Annotated in this window: 19 protein-coding genes and 4 pseudogenes; 11 read left to right on the top strand and 12 right to left on the bottom strand. The window is 61.8% G+C overall.

What is annotated here, in order from left to right; genetic code table 11:
• Positions 1 to 475 precede the first annotated feature (475 nt).
• The gene (locus P3W85_RS44805) at positions 476 to 850 is read left to right on the top strand and encodes an AMP-binding protein (protein ID WP_276269564.1); all 375 of its coding nucleotides are present in this window, start codon (positions 476 to 478) and stop codon (positions 848 to 850) included.
• A gap of 111 nt (positions 851 to 961) precedes the next feature.
• On the opposite strand, the gene P3W85_RS44800 is transcribed toward P3W85_RS44805, so the two are convergent.
• The 4 genes from P3W85_RS44800 to P3W85_RS44785 form a co-directional block, all read right to left on the bottom strand.
• Positions 962 to 1,372 (bottom strand): hypothetical protein, encoded by a 411-nt coding sequence (locus tag P3W85_RS44800; RefSeq protein ID WP_276269563.1) that lies wholly within the window; start codon positions 1,370 to 1,372, stop codon positions 962 to 964.
• 48 nt (positions 1,373 to 1,420) lie between these two features.
• The gene (locus tag P3W85_RS44795; RefSeq protein ID WP_276269562.1) at positions 1,421 to 2,203 is read right to left on the bottom strand and encodes a COG4705 family protein; all 783 of its coding nucleotides are present in this window, start codon (positions 2,201 to 2,203) and stop codon (positions 1,421 to 1,423) included.
• 73 nt (positions 2,204 to 2,276) lie between these two features.
• Positions 2,277 to 2,654, bottom strand: coding sequence for a hypothetical protein (locus P3W85_RS44790; RefSeq protein WP_276269561.1), 378 nt, complete (start codon positions 2,652 to 2,654; stop codon positions 2,277 to 2,279).
• Between the two features lie 163 nt (positions 2,655 to 2,817).
• A complete protein-coding gene (locus P3W85_RS44785; RefSeq protein ID WP_276269560.1) occupies positions 2,818 to 3,171 on the bottom strand; it encodes a PepSY domain-containing protein in 354 nt (117 codons plus the stop codon).
• Positions 3,172 to 3,465: 294 nt separating this feature from the next.
• Here P3W85_RS44785 and P3W85_RS44780 point away from each other — a divergent pair, with 294 nt between their 5' ends.
• From P3W85_RS44780 to P3W85_RS44760, 5 genes are all read left to right on the top strand, one after another.
• Positions 3,466 to 4,095 carry a DsbA family oxidoreductase gene (locus P3W85_RS44780; RefSeq protein ID WP_276269559.1) on the top strand — a complete coding sequence of 210 codons (630 nt, stop codon included), beginning with the start codon at positions 3,466 to 3,468 and terminating at the stop codon, positions 4,093 to 4,095.
• Positions 4,096 to 4,160: 65 nt separating this feature from the next.
• Positions 4,161 to 4,481 carry a DMT family transporter gene (locus P3W85_RS44775; protein ID WP_276269558.1) on the top strand — a complete coding sequence of 107 codons (321 nt, stop codon included), beginning with the start codon at positions 4,161 to 4,163 and terminating at the stop codon, positions 4,479 to 4,481.
• Positions 4,482 to 4,541: 60 nt separating this feature from the next.
• Positions 4,542 to 4,931, top strand: a complete 390-nt coding sequence (locus P3W85_RS44770; RefSeq protein WP_276269557.1) for a DMT family transporter — start codon at positions 4,542 to 4,544, stop codon at positions 4,929 to 4,931.
• Positions 4,928 to 5,416: a nucleoside deaminase gene (locus P3W85_RS44765; RefSeq protein WP_276269556.1), complete on the top strand. Its 489-nt coding sequence runs from the start codon at positions 4,928 to 4,930 to the stop codon at positions 5,414 to 5,416. Before P3W85_RS44770 ends, P3W85_RS44765 begins: the two co-directional genes overlap by 4 nt.
• A 48-nt stretch (positions 5,417 to 5,464) precedes the next feature.
• Positions 5,465 to 5,911 (top strand): MarR family winged helix-turn-helix transcriptional regulator, encoded by a 447-nt coding sequence (locus P3W85_RS44760; protein ID WP_276269555.1) that lies wholly within the window; start codon positions 5,465 to 5,467, stop codon positions 5,909 to 5,911.
• Positions 5,912 to 6,372: 461 nt separating this feature from the next.
• On the opposite strand, the gene P3W85_RS44755 is transcribed toward P3W85_RS44760, so the two are convergent.
• The 4 genes from P3W85_RS44755 to P3W85_RS44740 form a co-directional block, all read right to left on the bottom strand.
• Complete coding sequence (locus P3W85_RS44755) at positions 6,373 to 7,080, bottom strand: DUF6544 family protein (RefSeq protein ID WP_276269554.1); 708 nt, start codon at positions 7,078 to 7,080, stop codon at positions 6,373 to 6,375.
• 22 nt (positions 7,081 to 7,102) lie between these two features.
• Positions 7,103 to 8,038: an Acg family FMN-binding oxidoreductase gene (locus tag P3W85_RS44750; RefSeq protein WP_276269553.1), complete on the bottom strand. Its 936-nt coding sequence runs from the start codon at positions 8,036 to 8,038 to the stop codon at positions 7,103 to 7,105.
• A 502-nt stretch (positions 8,039 to 8,540) separates the two neighbouring features.
• A complete protein-coding gene (locus P3W85_RS44745) occupies positions 8,541 to 8,783 on the bottom strand; it encodes an H-NS family nucleoid-associated regulatory protein (RefSeq protein ID WP_276269552.1) in 243 nt (80 codons plus the stop codon).
• 25 nt (positions 8,784 to 8,808) lie between these two features.
• On the bottom strand, positions 8,809 to 9,591 hold the full coding sequence (locus P3W85_RS44740) for a tyrosine-type recombinase/integrase (RefSeq protein WP_276269551.1): 783 nt from the start codon (positions 9,589 to 9,591) through the stop codon (positions 8,809 to 8,811).
• A gap of 459 nt (positions 9,592 to 10,050) precedes the next feature.
• Here P3W85_RS44740 and P3W85_RS44735 point away from each other — a divergent pair.
• The 4 pseudogenes from P3W85_RS44735 to P3W85_RS45755 form a co-directional block, all read left to right on the top strand.
• Positions 10,051 to 10,344, top strand: a pseudogene (locus P3W85_RS44735) (ISKra4-like element ISBusp5 family transposase); the annotation flags it as partial.
• A pseudogene (locus P3W85_RS44730) lies at positions 10,345 to 10,509 on the top strand (transposase domain-containing protein); the annotation flags it as partial. It abuts the pseudogene before it with no gap.
• Positions 10,510 to 10,855: 346 nt separating this feature from the next.
• A pseudogene (locus P3W85_RS45760) lies at positions 10,856 to 11,005 on the top strand (IS110 family transposase); the annotation flags it as partial.
• 394 nt (positions 11,006 to 11,399) lie between these two features.
• Positions 11,400 to 11,519: pseudogene (locus tag P3W85_RS45755) on the top strand (zinc-ribbon domain-containing protein); the annotation flags it as partial.
• A 1,686-nt stretch (positions 11,520 to 13,205) separates the two neighbouring features.
• Here the strand turns inward: P3W85_RS45755 and P3W85_RS44720 are convergent.
• The gene (locus tag P3W85_RS44720) at positions 13,206 to 14,318 is read right to left on the bottom strand and encodes an AraC family transcriptional regulator (RefSeq protein ID WP_276269549.1); all 1,113 of its coding nucleotides are present in this window, start codon (positions 14,316 to 14,318) and stop codon (positions 13,206 to 13,208) included.
• A gap of 138 nt (positions 14,319 to 14,456) precedes the next feature.
• Here P3W85_RS44720 and P3W85_RS44715 point away from each other — a divergent pair, with 138 nt between their 5' ends.
• On the top strand, positions 14,457 to 15,395 hold the full coding sequence (locus P3W85_RS44715; RefSeq protein ID WP_276269548.1) for a helix-turn-helix transcriptional regulator: 939 nt from the start codon (positions 14,457 to 14,459) through the stop codon (positions 15,393 to 15,395).
• Positions 15,396 to 16,009: 614 nt separating this feature from the next.
• Here P3W85_RS44715 and P3W85_RS44710 read toward each other — a convergent pair.
• From P3W85_RS44710 to P3W85_RS44700, 3 genes are all read right to left on the bottom strand, one after another.
• A complete protein-coding gene (locus P3W85_RS44710) occupies positions 16,010 to 17,161 on the bottom strand; it encodes a cellulose synthase subunit BcsC-related outer membrane protein (RefSeq protein ID WP_276269547.1) in 1,152 nt (383 codons plus the stop codon).
• Positions 17,158 to 17,295, bottom strand: a complete 138-nt coding sequence (locus P3W85_RS44705) for a hypothetical protein (RefSeq protein WP_276269546.1) — start codon at positions 17,293 to 17,295, stop codon at positions 17,158 to 17,160. The genes P3W85_RS44710 and P3W85_RS44705 overlap by 4 nt, the downstream gene beginning before the upstream one ends.
• Positions 17,296 to 17,396: 101 nt before the next feature.
• A partial coding sequence (locus tag P3W85_RS44700; protein ID WP_276269545.1) for a tetratricopeptide repeat protein occupies positions 17,397 to 18,860 on the bottom strand: 1,464 nt, incomplete at its 5' end.

Genomic DNA, 18,860 nt, shown 5'->3' with positions numbered 1-18,860 from the left:
ATACGGCCCAACGGGCCATCGCGCTTCGTCCTCGATCCGAGATCCGATAGAGCGCCTTTGGCGAGATCCCAGGTTCGGGGCGGATTCATTCTGCTGCGATGCCGCACCGGCGCCCGTCTGGCCGCCTCGAGCGGTTGCCGCATCCAGTTCGTCTGCGTGTGCCGTTCGGATTGGGAAGTGGACGCCTGCTCCGCCACCAAAGCCGGCGCATCTAGGTCTAGGAGCTGCCCCTGGCCTAATGAACTGACGCACTCACATCGTCTTCTGGACGACGGCGGCAAACTGGCATTCAATTGACCACGCACCCTCAGCAATCCATCTGCGCTGCCGAAATGCAGATCCCTGCAGGGAACGGACAGAAGGAAGAACCGATCAGGGTGCGGCGACGTCGGCATGAAAGCGCTATCTGTTCGTCATGCCGGGCTGCCGGGGACAGGTGAAAAAAGAACGGCCAAGAGCAAAGGGAGACAGCAAAATGACCATACCCGACAGCGCAACATTGCTGGGTTTCTTCCTGAAGCACGAAACGGAGCAGCGCGACAAGACCTATCTGATCCAGCCGCTGCCCGATGGCACAGTGGTTGCATACAGCTGGAGCGAGGTTGGCAATCAAGCCAGGCGGATGGCCACCTATTTCCAATCGCTTGGCCTACCCAAAGGCAGCCGCGTCGCGCTGCTCGGTAGGAACAGCGCGCATTGGACCATTGCCGATCTGGCCACGAGCATGGCCGGCATGGTCAGCGTGCCGCTGTTCCCGATGTACAGCGGCATTTCGGCACGCTATGCGCTCGGCCATCATGGCAATGATCTGCTGGTCGTTGGGAAACCAACTCAGCAATTCCGTCGATAACATCAAGACTCCTCAGGCGAGATTCGCTTCGGCAGTATGGCGAAGCGCATCCAGGCGGGCTTGCCGCGAAGGCGGCGCGGCGGTCGCGTGGCCTCGCCGCCCAGAACCTCATTACTTGCCTTTCATCTGGTCCATGATCTTGATCAGATCGGCCAGCGCCTGCTTACACGCCGCGGCGTTCGGCTTGCTCTCACGCAGCGCCGACAGGGCCCGGTCGATGGCTTTGTCTACGACGTGCCAATCGGCCGCTGCACGGGGTTTCAGGCCCGCCTCGGCCGAATCCCAGGACAATTCCAGGTCCTTGATGCGTTTCGTCGCCCCGGCCAGATCCCCTTTGTCGACGATGGCGGCGACGTCCACCGCAATGGCCCGGAAGGCGCCCAGATCCCCCAGCTTCGAGGGCGTCGCGGCCTGGGCAGCTCCGATCACGCCAATGGATGATGGTACGGCATACCCTGCGGTCAACACCGTCAAACCGAACATGGCAGCAGCGACAGGGCGGGTGATACGAAGTGATTTCATCAAGTTCTCCTTTGAAAGTAGCGGAAGGGTTGGAATAGGCCGGTCAACTCATTGCGCCGGGACGGTTGCCACGGCCTGCCTGGCATTGCGCTGCGCCAAGGCGACCAGCCCGACGATGACCACGAGAAAGATGATGCTTGTCAACTTCGCACCGAGACCGAGGCCACCATACGTCGGTGACTGCGACAGCAGATCCCCCATCGCCGCACCCAGCGGTCGCGTCAGGATGTAGGCAATCCAGAAGGTCAGCACCATGTTCGCCCCGAAAAAGAACGCCAATGCGGTGAGCGCGATCAGCGCGCCGAAGGCAACGACGCCCCATTGGAATCCCAGGCCCAAGGCTTCCGTCGCCAAGTCGCCGGCGGCAGTGCCAAGGGCAAAGGTGCACAGGATGGCGCCCCAATAGAAGAGTTCCCGGGGCCGGGTGTCGATGGCCTTGATCGAAAGCGTTCGCTCGTTCCAGAACCAAGTCGCGAATATCGCGACCAGCCCGGCAGCAAAGGCTGCCGCGCTGAGATAGAGACTGACGCCCATGCCATCGGTCAATGCGTCGGTGATCTGAGTACCCACCACGCTGACCAGCACGACGGTCAGCCAGTACATCCAGGGCACATAGCGCCGGGCCCGCAACTGCATGATCAGCGCGATTGCCAGCAAGGCCCCCATCACACTGGCCGTGAGGGCCTGGCCAAAGCCGGCATCAACGGCCAGATAGTCGGCGACCGTCTCTCCGACCGTGGTTGACATGACCTTGATGATCCAGAAACCCAGGGTGACCTCTGGCACCTTGTTGAGCAGGCTGGGCATTTCCTTATTCGACAGCAAATTCATGGCGGGCTCCGGAGCGATAAGTACAGCAATTTCGAGGCAGTCTGGCCGACCAGACTTAGGCCAAACATAGGGACTAGCGACGAGCCCAGCCGCGTCGGATCAAGGGCGCGAACAGGCACAGGTAGATGCGAGCTGCCACGCGGTATGCCGGACCGGGCAGTCCCAGCACGGCCAGGGCCCGCCCCGCCGGTCGGGCACGCCGGTGCGCCACGAAGCTGAACGCGACCGCCCACAGCAGGATCAGGTGGTCGCTGGGAAGGGACGAGTCCGGGGCGTGGGCCAGGAAAGTGTGCCCCAGGCCGATCATGAAAGGCCGCGGATGCGGCCAAGCCATCCCGATGATCTGGCTGATGAGCAATCCAACCAAACCGGATGCCGTCGCTTCAAGCAGAAGCTTGCGGGCGCATTCATTGCCGCGAAGCCATCCGATCCCCACAGTGGCAGGGATCACCCAGATGGCGTGTTGGGCGAAAAAGATAGCGATGGCTAGCGTCAGCGCACTGGGCCGGGCCGGCGCGTTGAGAAGCAGAAAGAGTTTGATTCAGATGTTCCATGGGGGATCAAGGACCGGCGCACCTGAAGGACACGCCGGCCGGGCAGGCAGGTGGTCTGTTCTAGCTGCCGTGGCGGCGGCCACGGTCGTCGTCATCGTGCTCGTCGTCTTCACGATCTCCCGTGTCTTTGGCGGACGAAATCACCGTGCCCTTGTCGGCATCGACCCTGACGTCGAATACGTTGCCGCCGCTCACCACCTCCACGTCATAGAGCCCCTGATCGAACTCCGCGCGGATCGCCTTGCCGTTGGCATGCTGCTCTGCCGTCGCGATGGCTTGCACGAGCGGAATCTTGGTGTTCGCGATCGCCAAGACATCGTTTTCGAAATATCTGGCCGCGTAGGCCGCTGTGCCGGCGCCCCCCATCGCAACAATGGCGGCAGCAACCAGAGTTTTTTTGCTGAAGCGATACATAAAAACCTCTCCAAAGGAACGCTGACATTTGCGCATTGGTGAGACTATGGAGACAGACTTAGCTGTCACTGAGGCTGGACGCTTTCGCTTGGTCGTTTCTGCCCAGATTCGTCTTGTTGCGGGCGCAGTGTTTCGGCTTCCGGCCATCGCTGCCCTGCCCTAGCTCTCGGCAGATTGGATCCTGAGCGATTTGCCCATGCTCTCTCGTTTAAATCTGCATGCACACACAAGTATCTTGACAGTCCAATTTGCCCTCATTAATATGCATGCACATGCAATCATGTTGAAGACGATATGGCATCCATCACCATCTATTCCGACTACGTGTGCCCCTACTGCCTGCTTGCAGAAAAGGAACTGTCCGACGCAATCGGAGATCGGGACATCTCCGTCACCTGGCGTCCTTTTGAGCTGCGCCCGGCGCCAGAGGCGACGCTGAGGCCGGAGGATCCGTACCTGCCTTCTGTCTGGCAAAGATCCGTCTATCCCTTGGCTCTGGGTCTTGGTGTGCCGATCCGGCTGCCGTCGATCTCGCCCCAGCCGCGCACCGCCAAGGCGTTCGAAATCCTGGCGATGGCCCAGGACCAGGGGCTGGATCACGCCTATTCCATGCGTGTCTTGCGGGCCTTCTTCCAGGAGGGGCGAGACATTGGCGACTCCGAATGCCTGATCGAGATCGCGGCTGAGGTTGGGCTTGACCCCGACAAGGCCCGGCAGGCGCTCGAAAGCGGAGCCTATGCCCAACGCCACCGTGAGGCGCAGCGCTATGCTCGCGAGGACATGCACATCACATCCGTTCCCACCATCGTCATCGGGAAGCTGATGTTCCGTGGCACGCCACCTCTGGGTGAACTCAAGCGTGCCATCGAGCAACTCGAAAGCGAGGAAAAGGGCGATCAGCCGCCAGCATCATCACACGCGTGAGCACCGTTTTCTCAACACCACACCCAACCGCCCCCCGGGGCACATTAACGAAAGGAACCTTCATCATGAATTGGCTTTATCTGGGCGCTGCGGTGATCTTTGAAATCGCGGTCGCCATCTCCGCAGGGAATGCAAAAGGATTCACCCGCCTGTGGTGGACGGTTGCCACGCTGGTCAGCGGTGCGATCGCTACCTTCTTCCTCAGCCTTGCGCTGCTGACCTTCGACGTCGGCGTGGGCTACGCCATCTGGACCTCCATCGCAGGCGTCGGCGTCGTTGTCCTGGGTGCGCTGTTCTTTGGGCAGCGGTTGACCTGGAGCAAATCTCTCGGAATCGCCCTGGTCATTGGCGGCGTCGTTGGCCTGCGGCTCAGCGGCGCGGCTTGAAGCAACGACAGACCGTTACCTCATCCAACTTCCATCCCAACTCTAAAAAAGGAACCCAAAATGACAACCACAGGCGAAGCGAACAAGGGCAACGGACGCGCATGGATCATGCTGCTGCTGGCCGGTGCCTTCGAGATCGGCTACGCGCTCAGCGTGGCGGGCAGCAAGGCGTTCACGGTGTTGAACTGGTCTATGGCTGCCGTGGTCTTCTTCCTACTGACGCTGTACGCACTCAGTGTTGCCCTGAAAACCATCGACGTGGGAATCGGCTACGCGGCATGGGCGGGCATCGGCTCGGTGGGCGCGGCAGTCTTCGGCAGCGTTCTGCTCGACCAGCCTCTCACGCTGACCCAGGCATTCTGGCTGGCAGTCATCATCGGTGGTGTCGTCTGGTTGAAGCTCGCTGACAGTGCCAAGCTCCAGGCCGGCAAGAGTCGGATGCCAGCATGATGGCATCCGACCTTGCCGAGCGCCTCGCACAGCGCATGAACGAAGCTGTAGCCTACTCCGTGGAGCATGTCCATAACGGCGGCATTCCTTTCACCGCCTTTGTGGTCGATGCCACTGGTGCAGTGCTTGGGCGCGGCGTCAATCGCGTTCGAGAGCATCATGACCCGACCGCGCACGCGGAGGTCGAGGCCATTCGTGATGCATGCCGGGCCACTGGCAGGCCGCATCTGCATGGGATGACGCTGCTGGCATCGGGAGAGCCCTGCGCGATGTGCTATCTCAGCGCGCTCTTCGCTGGCATATCGCACGTGCTCTTTGCGGTGGACCGGGATGAAGCTGCACGGTATGGGTTCGACTATCGCGGAACCTATACGGTATTCGCCAGTGACCCATCTGCATGGCACTCGCCCACCGTACACAAGCTGTCCATACCGGACGGGTTAGTTCCTTTCCTGGCGTTCCGATCAGGATTGCGTGCGTCATAGGCACACTTCTTTTGATATATACTTGCATGGGCATGCATATGTAAAAACATGCTGCCCATTGTTCAAGAGGAGTGCGACGCGGTTATGTCAACTAGAAGCGAATCATGGCTTAGACTGATTCAAGTCATCGCCAATGTCGAGGCCGATCTTGGGAAAGTGTTGCAAGCTCGGCACGGGCTTGGCCTTTCCGATTATCGCGCGCTCGAGGTATTGGCGCGTTCCCCGGACTCCGAACTTCGCATGCAGGAGTTGGCCTCGCATTTGCGCCTGAACCAGAGTTCGGTTTCGCGGATGGTCGAGCGCCTGGAGCGCAGCGAGTTCACCGTCCGCGATTTGTGTCCAGACGACAAGCGCGGGGTGTATACGGTTCTTACCGCAAAGGGCCGTGCATGCCTCGAGGAGGCTCAGCCCGACTACGAACGGGCGCTGGGTGCCGCCGTCAACGAGCATGGTGGCGAGAAACTACTGTCATCGTACTTCGTGAAGGCAAGATAGGCGACCCTTCGGATGCTAGTGCAGTGGCAGCTGACCTACTTGAGAGGCCCAGGGCAGGCTGCCAGAGGCAATGAGGCCAGACTATGGAGATGGAGCTACGACAGCAGCCGCTGTGGCACACCTTCGATCGCTTGCGGAAAGCCTTTCCGGGGAAACGCCAGACGCACTCCAGCACGGCAGCGCAGCGCTGGCCGTACCAGCCGAAGCCTTGGGTCAGCGCCCCGTGGTCACTTCGGCTGGGTGATGCATTACGGCGAGATCAGCGTATCGCTCTTCGCGCTGGCGAGCCTGCTGGTTCTTGGCTCGCTCGGGCCGGTGCGTCTGGCGGACATCGGGCCTCGCGGGAACCCTAGAGGTACCCAGACAGCTACACCAGATACTAGCCTGCGGCTGAGCTTGAATCTAGTCGCGGAAGAAGCTTCGCTTGTCTTGCCGGCAGTCACTCGATTCCGAAGAAGGCACTATGCAACTGGAGCCCAATCGAGAAGGCTCCCTTCCCAGAGTACGACGCGTTCGCCCTCGATCTGCCAGCCAACTTCGGCCCTGAACGGCAGCCAATATCCGGCGTGCCGTCGATAGTCCGAGGCGCGCCCGAACCACAACCTGGGACAATAGCCAGATTTCGTGTACATGGGTCTGTCGGGTGCGGTCACAGACGCCACGCGTCCATCTTCGTTCAATTCAATTGTGACCGTCGCAGTTCGGCCTGGCTTGCCCGCCGTCACGGCAAAGCAATTCTCGTTCAGCACGGCCCAATGCAGATGCGGGTTGCGCACCATCGCCTGTGGCGCCCAGATGACTTCTGCCAGGTAGCGCATCAGTTCGGCTCGGTCGAGCTCGTCCGATGCCGGCATGCGCACGAGATGCAGAAAGCCAAGCGCTGTCACTTCAAGACGCCCCGTGCCGCAGTCAAGCGCGTCAATAATGCGTACGCTGCCGAAAGGACCTGTCTGTGCGGTCCAGCAGAAGCTACAGCTATCCAGAGCGATCGTCTGCGTGGCGCGGTACTTCGTCCACACGCCGCGCGCATCGCTGCGCATTCGGCCGGCCTGCGAAAAGCGCACCGACGTCTCCCCGTTGTCTGTTCCACACCCGAGTCGTGTTGCGAGGGCGCGCACCGGTCCGGGAAGCGAGTCAATCTCTTTGGTCACATAAGGCCGCATGTTCATCCCTACCCCTTCAGCACTTCGATCAGATCAGTACCGCAGAGACAGGGCGACGCGGCGCATACGGCATAGTAGGACCATAGCCGAAACGCAGGACCAGATCCGGCCGCTTTCCGGCCTCGCCAGCCAGCACCGCCAACTCAGACCGGAACGGTGTCACCTCGACGGGCTGGTTGATGAAAGCGCTTTTGAGGCCGAGCTGCGCAGCAGTAAGCAGAAAGCGTTGGCAGGCGCGGCCCGTTTCGACCCAGCTTGCCCGACCCGCCCTGTCGCCAATGAAGATCGCGAGCCCCGACGAAGACGCGATCTGGCGTGCCAACTTGTCGTTTTCGACTTTGGCATTGAGGAACAAGTCAAAAGCGTGCGGCCCGAGCCAGTCGGGCAGGACCGGGTTCCCCGTGCAGGCAGTATACAAGCCGTCCCCCTTTGCCATTGCCGCACGCGGATTGAAGCGCAGCCAACGCTTCAGTTCACCAACAAAACCGGGATCACCAAGTTGGACGTTATTGCCGGCGACTGCGAGGTCGCGCATCTGGCCGATCTGCCTTGCATCCGTCATCAGCACTACCCGCACACCGGGCCGCATGGCGGACTGGACCAGTATGTCAAGATGATTATTCGGAACGGGCCTGCCATCGTAGAGTGCGCGAGTGGACTGCCGCCTCGCAATGGCGCCGAACAGCGGGTCGGACCGAGCGACGCCGGCCCCAAGCTGAAACTGCATGATACCGTCGTCGGTGCAGGTCCCCGCGCAGGTGTACCCCATTGCTTCGGCGGAAATGGCCAGATTCTCAGCAGCGCAACCTAAGCTGACAAACAAGTGATGATCGTCGGGATCGACAACGGGAGTGCGTCGGGCGAAATCCGGCAAGAGCCGAATGCCCTCGTTGCCGACCTGGAACAGCCACGGTTGGGTGTTATGGCTATTGGCTGCGAGCGAGGCATAGCGGATCAGATCCAAGAGTACTGACTGCCGCCGCGGTGTGCGGCGGAGTGCCGCCGAATAGGCACTGTAGTCGGCCGTGGAACCCGATGCGTACCTCCAGGCGGAAATGCCCCCAGCGATACCAGCCATGAGCACGCCACCACCTACCAGCAAACTTCTCCGACTGAGCTTACCCATGTGATTTCGAGGCGATTCGGAACGATTCAATCCTAACGTGAGCCGGCCGGAGCATCTTGTGTCTGATCAAAAGCCCATCGATGGCCCAGATCGGGTGAGTTCATCCTCGAGCTTGGCTATGGCCGCGGACCTGGTTGGTGACATCCGGAATTGGAGGTTGAGCGGACCGCAACTGCCGGCAGGGGCGCCATCCGCTACTGCGCAGCAACTTGCGCTCAGTTCGGCGGTATCTCGACGATGCCGGGCCTCGCCCTGGGGTCCAAAGGCAAAGCGAACCTGGTCGCCCGGCTCTGGGGCGCAGCCTGTGCAGCGCTTGCCGACCCGCCCCGCAGTTGCTGCGCTATCCAATCCGGAAGAATTCTATCGACTGCCCCGCATTCACTGCACGCTGCAGCCAGTCAGGCATGGCGCCCTGCCCGTCCCAGGTTTGACCCTCGGCGTTGCGGTACCGGGCCGGCTGCGGCGATGGCTTCCTATCGACAAAGCACCCGGCGTCCGCCAGATCGGCGATGGTCAGGTCGTAGTGCGCCATCTGGACCCGGATCCAGGTAATCGCCTCGGCCCGTTCGATTTCCTTTGACATAGGCATATATGGTACCGCGGCGCGCTTAACCCGCCCCCCTCCATCGAAGAAGGTGCTTCATTGCCACCATGTGCCACCCGTCTTCGGTCGTCATGTCGCGCGTGGGTAGCGCCGCAGCCAATGCGTACTGGCGGCCTCCAGCCGCGCCGCGCTGGTCGGCGAGGCACAGCGTGCCGACGCAGGCCGCGAAGAATCCCTTGATCTGCTTGGAGAGGATGACAGGGCCGATGCCGGCTGCGGCATCGACGGGGTTGGCGGCGCATGCGCCGGCCCATGGCGCCCGCTCGCCCAGGTCGGTGGCGTGGCCGAGCAAGGCGACCCCGCCCGGGACCCGGCTGGCGCCCGGGTCGGTCGGATGGCCGCGCGCCACCAGATACGCGCCGAGCCGCGCGATCACCGCCGGCAGCACCGGCACGCGGAGCAGCTTGTTGCCCTTGCCCACCACTTCCAGCCACCAGCCTTCGATGCGTGCCCGGGTACCTGGCTGTGGCAGGCTGACCCACGCCAGGTGGGCGGTGGTGGCGGCGACCACCTCGGACAGACGCAGGCCGGTAGCGTACAGCAGGGGCAAGACGACTTGCAGGCGCTGGCGGGCCGAGGCGGGCGGCAGCGCGTCGAGCTGCGCCAGCACGAACGCCCATTGGTCCTCGGTCAGGCTGCGCCCCACATCCAGCGCCGGCCGCGCCTCGCGCGGCACGTGGATGCCGTGCCACGGGTTGCCCATCAGATAGTTCTGGTCGACCAGGAAGCGGTAGAGGTTGTTGAGCACGCCGAGCGCGTAGCCCTGCGCGCGCGGCGACAGCGCCACCGGTCGCGACGGCTGAGGTCGCGGCTCAACTGCCACAGCTTTCGTTCGACGCGGCGCCACGAACACAGTTTCAACTTCATGAGATCGAGGTTCCTGAACAATCTGCAAAAACACTGCCAGCGAAACGTGTTCCGCTGCCTTCGATTCTCGATGCAGTCGCATCCATTTGCGTAATTGGTTGGCATTAGCCTGAGCCTTTAGCACGATGCCCGCCACCGATGCGCCTGGGCGAAGGCATAGCTCAACCAAACACCGCTTGGATACCGGGTCGTAATCGCGCGTCCCATTGCGCCGGACGCGCGCTACTCGTAGTGTAAAGCTGTCAACATCAATATCGTCATTGATCATGGTTGCATCCGCAAAGTGATTGCGGACGCAGCCCTGTCAAGACTCGCCCTATGAAACTAGGACGCCGTTTCTCGGGCGCTTACAAAATAAGCACAGTGCAAGTTTATAGCTTTGATCAGCTACCTCAATAGCATTCTTGAGTCGCCAATCGATTAGCGCGCCCGGCAGCGTATTGGCCGACGAATTGCCACTGGCTTCGTCAAGTCATCTATCAATCGAATCATGGGACGCCGCATTTGTAAAAGCCAACATATGCGTTGGATTCGTACGGGGGCACACAGTGTCGTGCAAGTGCGCGTCGCCCTCTTGAACCAGGAATTTCACGAACTCGCTCAACGAGATTTTCCATGGATTGGCCGGCGACGTGTGTCTTGGCCCTTACAGAGACCGTCCCGGGCATCTTAACGGCTTCCTGCCATGTATTCGCTCATCGAGTCTTGCAAACTCAACGACATCGATCCCGAAGCCTATCTGCGTCACGTCTTGACCCACATTGCCGACCATCCAGTCAATCGGATAGACGAACTCATGCCTTGGAACGTCGCTGGCCAACTCCAATACGCCGCCTGACCTCATACGCTATTCCTAGTGCGCAGTCCCACGGCCCTGCCGACTCGCTTACACTATTTGTGACGTATGTCACAACACCCAACTCCTACGTTCTCTATCATTTCACATAGTCGGGCAGTCCACCAATGAGCAACTTCTCACGAAACAGGATTCAGACGCAAGCCAGAGTCGACGCCATGATCAGAGCTGACGAGCTTTACGACCCAACAGACCCCAGGATTTGAAGGCGAGAGGGCATGGGTTCCGAGGCGTCTCTTCTTTTCTAGATACCATGGAAGGGCTGGAAGATAACCCCTCTGAAGTAAAACGAAGCTTCACTAACTCGTTTTACGAAAGGAGCCTGCAAATGACTGCGCCTAATACAGCCCTTCAAGGACAGGATACGGCAGATATCGGTCGACTGTATATGGCCTTCGAACTGAGCGAGAAGAACTGGAAGCTGTCGCTTGGCGATAGCGTACGCGGGCCGAGCCGGCACACGCTGGCAGCCGGTGACCTGAGTTGCCAAACCCCGGATCAAGGTTGGGGCAGAAAATTAGGCGATTAATTGCATTTTTCTCGCCAGGGGATACTCGCCAGGAACACTCGACCCGCTCACCTCCCATCTTCCCGTCGGCGTGAGTGATCACCCGTTCCCCACGACGTACCTTATCGGCAGCGCTAGGGTTCCTGCTCTAGGCGCCGTCCTACGCTCCTCGCATTCACCTTGTCGTTTGAGCACGGAAGTTGCCGCCCGCCCGGAAGCGTATGGCGCAGAAAAATCTGCGCCGTACGATATGACACCACACTGAAGTCGATCAGGGGGTGAGATGCGCAGCACAAGCTGCGGACTCGATAACCCCGCAGAAGCCAACTTCTGCGAGGAGTGCAGTGCCAAGCTTGCATGACGCTGCCCGCACTGTGGCAAGAAGTTGAGCCCTACCGCAAAGTTCTGCCGCTCATGTAGCGTGCCATTCACGGATTCGCCGTCAGCGTCGCTCAACAGCACTGAGACAGACGAAGAGTCTTGAGAAGGCGCTACCTAATGTAGTCCCATCAGTCGTAGTCCCGTCAGTCGTAGTCCCATCAGTCGGGTCATCAGAAGTAAAGCCAGTGCTGCCGGGATGTTTGTGCTTGAGCAATCTTAGACTCTAGCCCTTCAAGCATGAGCTCACCTCGAACTCAGTTAGCGTACCCAATTCTGCGAGACACCGATTGATCCGCTAAAGATATGCGGAGGCCCGCGGTTGGCGGGTAATGACAGCGAAGGTTCAATGCCGGCCAACCCTCAACTGGTGGCGGAGCTAACGGGCTACCGTCGCTCCCACGGCCCTGCCCGCAACGCCCTTGCCCGCCGAGGACGTTCCCTCGTGCTGCCGGTCATCGGCCAGATCTGGGCGGCGCGCTGTATCTGGTGCTGAAGGAGGTATTTGCGCCGGCTACCGAGCGGCGGCGTGCGCGTGGCCCCGAATGGGAAAACCATGCTCGCCGCGCTGGCTGCGTCCTATCGCCGGCAATCACATGATCGACCTGCAGGTCGATCTACGGTTTATGCGGAACAACCTGGGCCACGCTACGCTGGCCACCTCCAGCGCCCGCCTACATACAGTGGACGATGCCCGGCACGCAGCCACGCAGGAGCTGCGCTGAATCGGCTGGACGCCGACCACTGCGGTGCCAGCCGAGCCGGAGGCGGTGCCGTTGGACTCCACTGCCGGTACGCCCTGGAAATTTTCACGTTCGTGAAAGTATCCGTGCCCCGTCACTCGGCCTTCGTGGCTGCGTTCGGCAGACGGACAAGATCCCGCGTTCGTCACGCGAGAGCGGTTAGGTTAGGCGCGGGTGACGCCACACCCGTGCCGAGCTGTGTATTGCGAAAACGAGGCGCGGCACGCCAGTGGACCAGCGGATGGGATACACACCCTGCGCCGGCGGAAAGCCCTGTCGGCCGGCGACCCTGGCAGGTGTCGTGATCTGCCCAACCTCGGATCAAGGTTGGGCAGAAATTCTAGCGATTAATTGCATTCTTGCATCATAGGCATATGGCATGTTCACCGCACGGCAGTGGAGGCACCGCACACGGCACTGATGGAGGAGGACCTGCGACGCCTGGGAGCGCTCCTACCTGGACATCGATTCATCGACAACGGCGCTGTTGCAGTACGACTTCTGGGCCCCGGATCGTGCGAGCGTCGAGGTTCACGCCCGAGGGCTGAAAAGCCGGCTGAATCGTTGAGCCTAGCAGCAGCAAGGCCATGGCCGATACCATCCGAAGCGAAACACCTGTGTGGCGCGCTCTGGTTCGGCGCGACGCTATCACCCTCGACCGAGGGCTGCACCTTGACACCCCGCCAGAAACCGCCGTCGCGCGCAAGGTCGCAGTGGAACTCGTCGGGGCTGATCGGGTCGAGTGCCCGCGCGCTCACGGACTCGCCTTGTCCGCGTGCGCAGCGCTTCTCGGACAAACCGATGCGCCTTTTGGATTCGGCGCCAAAATATCTCAATAGCGCACGCAATCCTCAATAAACGCAGATATTCCAATTACCCCATCTATGACTGGCTAGTCAGCCAGATATGGCACATCTAATATCCGCGCTGCGTTCCAAGTTCCCGTTGTTAACGTCCAAACGATCCGCCCGCAGAGAGAGGCGGATCGTCTGGCTTTCTTTGCCTCCACCGAGCGCAGGTTTCCCTCGACGGTGGAACTGGAGCCTTCCCTACCGCCTCGTAATCCGACGGGTCTGCGATGGCAGCTCGCCGAACGCATCGCGATACACCTTGGCGAACATGCCAAGGTGCTTGAACCCCCAGTGCATCGCGACTTCCGCAACCGACGCGTCATCGCTCTGCAGAAGTTCATTGCGCACGCCCTCCAGCCTAACCCGCTTCAAGTACGCCATTGGCGTGGTGTTCTTGAAGGTGGCGAATCCCACCTGCAGGGCGCGCACGCTAACGCCAGCGGCCTTGGCGATATCCTCGACAAAGATGCTGTCCCGCGCATAGGCATGGATGAACTCGATCGCGGATCTGACGTGCCGTGGTGACGGTCCCGGTGTCTTGACCAGCAGCCTGTCGGAGTAATTGTGCGGCAAGCCCTCCAGGAAGGCCCCCACGGCAACATCACGTATGCTGGCCGCCGTGGCCATCGCCGTCACCCTGGATCTGTCATCGCCAAAGCACAATTGCATCATCTGCATCACGGCGCGGCCCAGTCTCACCCCATCCGATTCCGGGGAGACCTCGGCCTGGAATGTCACCGGCCGCGTCACCGGTGCTTCCAGCAGCGTCGATAGTCGCTGCGTGATATCGGTTGCGCCGACCAGCAGCATGTCGTAGCTGCCGGCCTGCCATTGCCATTGGCTGACCTGCGTCGCTTCCAGAACTGCGCAAGCGCCTGCCGACCAAGTGCGCTCCTGTTGACCAATCCTGGCCCGCAGCCCGCCCTCGTGGAGCAGCACCAGCGCGTAGCCGTCAAACGGACTGTCGAACCGGAATCGAACACCCGTTGTCGTCTGAATTTGATGCGTCACCGCTCCCCCGGCGAGACTCGACGCCAGCCGCACGTCAAAATGATCTCCCCTCCCCGATTCGATCGCGACGTTCCCTCGGATCGGTCGCAAGCGTGCCGAAAGTTCGTCGGCGTCGCTTGCGATCACCGTCTCGGCATGGATCTCTGGTCTCTCAGTCATATTGGCTCGCCAATCACCCACACTGCTGGGGCGAGTCCCAAAGACGGCGCGCATACTTGAATGATGCGCTTTGTTCTCATCATTTCCTCCCTCACTTCCTGAAACGATCAAATTCTGCCAGAAGTCATAGAATAAAGACATTCACATGGTATCGTGATTGAACCTATAAAAAGAGTAGAAGCCCATCAAGAGGCTATTTGCTCACTCTATTCAAAAGTCGCGCTTTGGGGGAAATTCCGGCAACGGAGTCGATGCTGGGATAAGAAACGGGAGAGAGATGTGAACGGGCAGCTTAGGGACATTCTCACTACACTACCGAAACTTTCGGTTTCGCAAATCCAGGAACTCCATACAGCGATCCATGCGATGCAGGCGGAAGACAGCCGCCAGCAGCCCAGCCAGAACCCCCAACGCGATCGTGGCGTACGCCAGCAAGAACTTGGCCGCACAGATCACGGAGTCTCCGGCCGCGCGTTCACCCGCGTTGAAAGCGCAAAGACGGTCCATCTCTTTCACCCCGCCTCTCTGCGGCGCGTTGCTCTACTTCACGGGAAGGCTGGTGCCAATGTTGCCCAAACGACGGCCCAAGTCGTTGCCTCCGCCACGGGCGATACGGCCGCTTGCCATCCAGGCGTCAGCGCCTCTCCTGCCACGGCTCGGCCTGGCTGCGAGGCGAATAGCGCGCCGCTCCCACCGACACCGCATCACGCTCCCATCAAACCCGATGTGCAACGCCTCACGGAACGCCAACAGGTCGTGCTCAGCCTGGTGCTGGAGGGCTTGCCCACTAAGCTGATCGCTCGCCGCCTCGGATTGACAGTGAACACCGTCAAGGAACATGTCTCCGCCATCCTGGAGCGCCTCGGCGCCCGCACGCGCGCACAGCTTTTATCGAAGACGACGCCATTCCACGCAGGCGATAGCAGCCCACCTGTCTGCCCAACGAGCGACGTGCATGATCAGACCGCCGATCCAGCGCAAGGCAGCACCACTATCGAGTCGAAGGCTCTCGGCCTCACAGACCGTCAAGGTATTGTGCTGCGCCATCTGCTCGATGGATTGCCCAACAAGGCCATCGCGCAGCGTCTTGGCTTAACGGAAAACACAGTCAAGGAGCATGTTTCGGCCATTCTGTTGCAGCTTGGCGCGCGCTCGCGACTACAAGTCATATCCAAAATGCGACAGCTCTGCGTAGCGCCGCCGGTCTCGACCGGTTAATTTCTATCTTTAAAACGCATCAACTAACAAATTAGCGCAATATCCTCGACTACTCCTCTTCCTGTGCGGGGTAAGACGTCGTCGCACTCGGTGATCTGCCCGGCGCATGCTTTTGCTTGGCAAATCTCCTTTTCCTAATTGCGGCCCCTTCGGCGGCGTACGCCCTGGTATCGAGCTTGGTAGTCTTCGGTCGTCTCACGCGTCTCGACGCACGCCACCGCATCGTCGATATCAGGCATGCCACCCTTCGCCCAAACCAGCGCACCCCGGCCCCAGGTGGCAGGCCCCAGACCCAGACCGCCGTCTTACTTGGCAAGCCTTGAGCAATTTCCCTCCCGAAGCGCCGTCGGTCTTCCCTCAAGCCGACGCTCTATCGGCCCACTGAACCAAACACTGGACGAATCGCACCACGACAGCGGCAACGGCTTGTTTTTCCGTTGCGACTCCCTCATTTCAGGGCGTTGCAACGGCCGGTTGAAAGCGCCGTCCGAATACATAGGCGTTGGATGCAAGTCAAAGCCAGCGAGGAACTTGGTCATGCTACGGAGATAGCTCAACATCCACTTGACCGATGCTCCAAGTGTTGACCTGCACCTGGCGAAGGACATCTTTCCTCAGAACGGTAGAGGCCCGTTCGCGGATCGCGGCGCCGTCGGCGGGAACGCGATCTGCCCTGTCTGGCGCTGCAACGCATAACGCACATACACACCGGCGTACCACTGCCGGTAGTCGCGTGCATTGTCGATGCCAAGCAAGCCACCCACATACAGCTGCGAGGCCGCCTGGTACTCGACCGAGCCAACCAGGTTGTAGGCCAGGCCAGTCTTGGACTGGCCTTGGTAGACGGCACCGCTTGTGGAATTGGTCAGGCCGGCTTTGTTCGCCGTTGTTACAGCCGCATCTGCGGCCGCCTGTGCCCCGGCATCGGTCGGGAAGTAGTTCGAATTGCTCTCCCGGAAGGACTGCATGCCGAGCGCGCCGCGCACATTGTAGGCAAGGCGGCCGCTGCGGCCTGCCAGCGACAGCGGCACGGTCACGGCAAAATAGGTCTGCGGGCTGAAGTAGGCGCCCTGGCCGAAGGTGAAATAGCGCAGGTTTTCCGCATACCCCATCGAGGTGATGTTGACGCCGCTCATCAGCCACTGCTCGGCCGTGTCGATCAGGCGCAGGTAGAAGCCGCCGCCGCCTTCCCATCGGGTGTTGCGCTTGACGCCGTGCCCGGTCAGCAAGCCGTAGCCGCCGTAGCCGTAGATGCCGAAGAAGCCGTCGTCCCAGCCCAGGTCGGCACGCCCGCTACTATTCATCACGCCGCCCCACTGCAGGCCGACACGGTCGTCGCGCACCCCGGCATAGGACAGCAGGCTGTCCGTCACGGGCCGCCGCGAAGCGCCCAGCGATAGCGTGGCGCGCTGGGACAGCGGCAGGTTGAGACGTGCACCGGCATTGACGTCGGTGTAGCGGAAACCCAGCGGCGTGCTGCCGATATCGGCGGTGAGACGCTCTGATTCGTAAGCTACGCTGACCGCCGCGCCAAAGGCATTCTGCGACCCCGCCGAAGTGGATCGCAATGGCGCGCCGGACAGGTTGACCGGTGTCCCGCCAACCGGGAACGCCAGCGGCCCGCCGCCAAATCGGGAGGCACTGTTGTAGTCGCTACCGACCGAACCGCTGTCGAGCGTCACCGGCGTCACACGTGCCACCAGCTTGCCGTTGCCGGTGGCCATGCTGCCCTCGGCAATGACCTGCATCTCGGTCAGCTGGCTCATGCGGAATCGCCGCTGCGTGCGCGCAGCGTGGGACCGCCCGCGAGCATGCTGGTGCGCTGCGATTCGATGTCGCGCAGTTCGTCCTGGGCGGTCTTGGGGCCGGTCGGGTTGGCTTGCGAATCGGCATCGGACAACCAGGGCGCGCGGGACTGCGCGCCAAACGGCTGGCGCGCCGGCGCGGCGGGCGCAGGCGCCGCCGCGTAGGCCTGGGCGGCGGCCGCGGCAGCGTTCTGCGTTACCGGATACGGGGCTGCGGCGGCCGGCTGGGCGGGGTACCGCGTAGCTGAATGCTGGGCCTGGAATTGTGCCGGATACTGCGCAGGCTGCTGACTGGGCTGATAGGCTTGATAGTCTTGGTGTCGCGCGCGCTCCTGGTTGGTGTAGTGGCGGCGGCGCTGGTTTGTTGCGGATAGTAGGTAGCTGGCGCTTGTACCGGCACCTGCGCCCGCTGCGGATAATATGCTGCGGGCTGCTGCACTGGCGCCATCCCTGATCCGCCCGCCGCCACCGGTGCCGGGACATAGGGCTGCCCGCCCGTGTTCATTGCCACCGGCAGCGCCGCCGTCCCAGCCGCGGCGCGGCTCGGGCCCGGCATGATCGGGTATGGCGCCTGTGAGCCCGGCGGCGGCAGTTGCGAGCTGGGCCGCTGCTCCGGCAAGCCGGCAAAGGGATTGGAAGGCACGCGTTCGAAACCGGCACCGTCCGGACGCGAGAACGGCGTCGATGCGCCAGCCGAGTTCTCGGCCGCCACCGCCTCCCGGAAGTAGTCCGCCGCGCGCGAGGGATTGCCCTCGGCGCGGTAGAGCCGGCCTGCCGCGGTCAGCACCTTGGGCGACTTGGGCGCCTGTGCCAGCGCCATCTGCAACGTGTCTTCCGCCCAGGTGAATTCCTTGGCGCCGGTCGCGGTGCCGATGACCGCCAGCATCAGGTCGAGATTGCGCGGACCCTTCTCCAACACGCTCTCGTACAGCGTCAATGCCTTCTTGTTCTCGCCCGCCTGCGCGTACATGCGCGCCAGGCTGGAGCGCACGGCACTGCTGCCGGGGCGCTCGGAGAGCGCTGGCGCCAGCATGTCGTAGGCGGCCACCAGATCGCCGCTCTCCGTCAGTGCATCGGCCTGGCGCACGATATAGGCCACCCGCAGATCGTCATAGTCGCGGCGTTGAGACTGGCTCAGGTTGGCGTTGGCGAGCTGGCGCAGCACGCCGGCCAGCTCCACGTCTTGCCTGGTCTTGAGCAGGATGGCCGCGTACTGCAGCTGCATGCCGGTGTCCGGGCGCACGGTGCGGCCCATCACGGTACGCATCAGCGACAGCGCGCGCGCCTCGTCGCCGGCATCGGCATAGGCCAGCGCCAGCGCACCGAGCTGGTCAGCGTCCTGCTGGGCGTAGCGTTCGGCCTGTTGCAGCACGCCCTGCGCGGCAGCCTGCTGGCCGGCCGCACCAAGCCCGCTGGCCCGCGCCGCCTCGGCGTGCACCCATAGGCGGCGCTGCAGGGTGCTCATGTCGCGCGTGCGGTTCTGCTGGGGAATGCGCTCCAGCACATCGAGCCCGCCCTGCCAGTCGCCGGTCTCGGCGGCCAACAGCGCGCTGGCGTAGAGCGTGTCCGGCATATTGGGGTCGGACCGCTGCAGGCCATCCATGATGCTGCGCGCCTGCTCCTTCAGACCCATCGAGGCATAGGTGCGCGCCACATCGAA

The sequence above is a fragment of the Cupriavidus basilensis genome (assembly GCF_029335485.1).
In the GTDB taxonomy this organism is placed as follows: Bacteria; Pseudomonadota; Gammaproteobacteria; order Burkholderiales; family Burkholderiaceae; genus Cupriavidus; species Cupriavidus basilensis_E.
This window is presented reverse-complemented; position numbering and strand designations above follow the sequence as displayed.

Excerpts from the sequence above, each read along its gene's own strand:
- P3W85_RS44805 (WP_276269564.1), top strand. The coding sequence starts at position 476 with ATGACCATACCCGACAGCGCAACATTGCTGGGTTTCTTCCTGAAGCAC.
- P3W85_RS44800 (WP_276269563.1), bottom strand. The coding sequence starts at position 1,372 with ATGAAATCACTTCGTATCACCCGCCCTGTCGCTGCTGCCATGTTCGGT.
- P3W85_RS44795 (WP_276269562.1), bottom strand. The coding sequence starts at position 2,203 with ATGAATTTGCTGTCGAATAAGGAAATGCCCAGCCTGCTCAACAAGGTG.
- P3W85_RS44785 (WP_276269560.1), bottom strand. The coding sequence starts at position 3,171 with ATGTATCGCTTCAGCAAAAAAACTCTGGTTGCTGCCGCCATTGTTGCG.
- P3W85_RS44780 (WP_276269559.1), top strand. The coding sequence starts at position 3,466 with ATGGCATCCATCACCATCTATTCCGACTACGTGTGCCCCTACTGCCTG.
- P3W85_RS44775 (WP_276269558.1), top strand. The coding sequence starts at position 4,161 with ATGAATTGGCTTTATCTGGGCGCTGCGGTGATCTTTGAAATCGCGGTC.
- P3W85_RS44770 (WP_276269557.1), top strand. The coding sequence starts at position 4,542 with ATGACAACCACAGGCGAAGCGAACAAGGGCAACGGACGCGCATGGATC.
- P3W85_RS44765 (WP_276269556.1), top strand. The coding sequence starts at position 4,928 with ATGATGGCATCCGACCTTGCCGAGCGCCTCGCACAGCGCATGAACGAA.
- P3W85_RS44760 (WP_276269555.1), top strand. The coding sequence starts at position 5,465 with ATGCTGCCCATTGTTCAAGAGGAGTGCGACGCGGTTATGTCAACTAGA.
- P3W85_RS44755 (WP_276269554.1), bottom strand. The coding sequence starts at position 7,080 with ATGAACATGCGGCCTTATGTGACCAAAGAGATTGACTCGCTTCCCGGA.
- P3W85_RS44745 (WP_276269552.1), bottom strand. The coding sequence starts at position 8,783 with ATGTCAAAGGAAATCGAACGGGCCGAGGCGATTACCTGGATCCGGGTC.
- P3W85_RS44720 (WP_276269549.1), bottom strand. The coding sequence starts at position 14,318 with ATGTCTTTATTCTATGACTTCTGGCAGAATTTGATCGTTTCAGGAAGT.
- P3W85_RS44710 (WP_276269547.1), bottom strand. The coding sequence starts at position 17,161 with ATGAGCCAGCTGACCGAGATGCAGGTCATTGCCGAGGGCAGCATGGCC.